The organism is Streptomyces sp. NPDC059456, assembly GCF_042750055.1.
Lineage (GTDB): Bacteria > Actinomycetota > Actinomycetes > Streptomycetales > Streptomycetaceae > Streptomyces.
Genome location: NZ_JBHYVA010001164.1, coordinates 1 through 1,034, shown reverse-complemented (window position 1 = coordinate 1,034; position 1,034 = coordinate 1). Strand labels below are relative to the sequence as shown.

Sequence of the window (1,034 nt, the reverse complement as noted above, 5' to 3'; positions counted from 1 at the left end):
GCACGCTCGCCACCCCGGGGGGCAACCACCCGCCGGGCGGGGGTCCGTGTCGCGGGGTATCGGTACCGCGGGCGGGGGCGGGGTGGTCGGCCCGGGCCACGCGCCGCACCCGACCGGCCCTCCCGCCCCTCCCCCGCCCCCGTACCGGTCCAGCCGGATTCGCGGGGGCCCGGCGGGGCCGGGCCCGGCGGCCGTCGGTGCGGCGGGGCCCCGGTCAGCCGGCGGAGCCACCGCTGCACTCACCCGCGTCCAGCGCCAGCCGGTACCCCCGCTTCACCACCGTCTGGATCAGGTTCGGCACCCCCAGCGCCCCCCGCAGCCGCGCCATCGCCGTCTCCACGGCATGCTCGTCCCGGCCCGCCCCCGGCAGCACCCCCAGCAGGTCCGGCCGCGCCACCACCCACCCCGGCCTGCGCGCCAGCGCCCGCAGCAGGGCCATCCCGGCCGGCGGCACCGTCCGCAGCTCCTCGTCCACGAGCACCGCGTGCCCCCGGATCTCCACCCGGTGCCCCGCGACCGGCAGCACCCGCGCCCGGCCCGGCAGCTCCTGGCACAGCAGCTGTACCAGCGGCCCCAGCCGGAACCGCTCGGGCTGCACGGTGTCGACCCCGGCCGCCTGCAGCGGCAGCGCCGTCACGGGCCCCACGCACGCCGACAGCACGTCCCCCCGCAGCCCGTCGAGCACCGCCTCCCGCATCCCGCGCTGCTCAGCCCGGGACAGCAGCGAGGCCGCCGCGGGGGCGGAGGTGAAGCTCACGGCGTCGACCGCGCCGACGGCCACCGCGTCCAGCAGCCGGTCCAGGGGTGCGAGGTCCTCCGGGGCCATCCACCGGTACACCGGGACGACGACCACCTCGGCGCCGCCGGCCCGCAGCGCCTCGACGAACCCGGGCAGGGGTTCCCCGTGCAGCTGGAGGGCGATGCGCCGCCCGGCGACCCCGCCCGCGAGCATCCGGTCGAGCACTTCGGCGAGGGATTCCGATTCCGGGGACCAGGTCTCCACGAGCCCGGCGGCCCGCACGGCGCCCTTCACC

General features: G+C 79.5%; 1 protein-coding gene. It reads right to left on the bottom strand.

Annotated elements, in window-relative coordinates; translation table 11 throughout:
- Positions 1–214: 214 nt before the first annotated feature.
- The coding region (locus ACFXA3_RS42945; RefSeq protein ID WP_385197057.1) for a uroporphyrinogen-III synthase at positions 215–1,034 on the bottom strand (820 nt) is incomplete at its 5' end.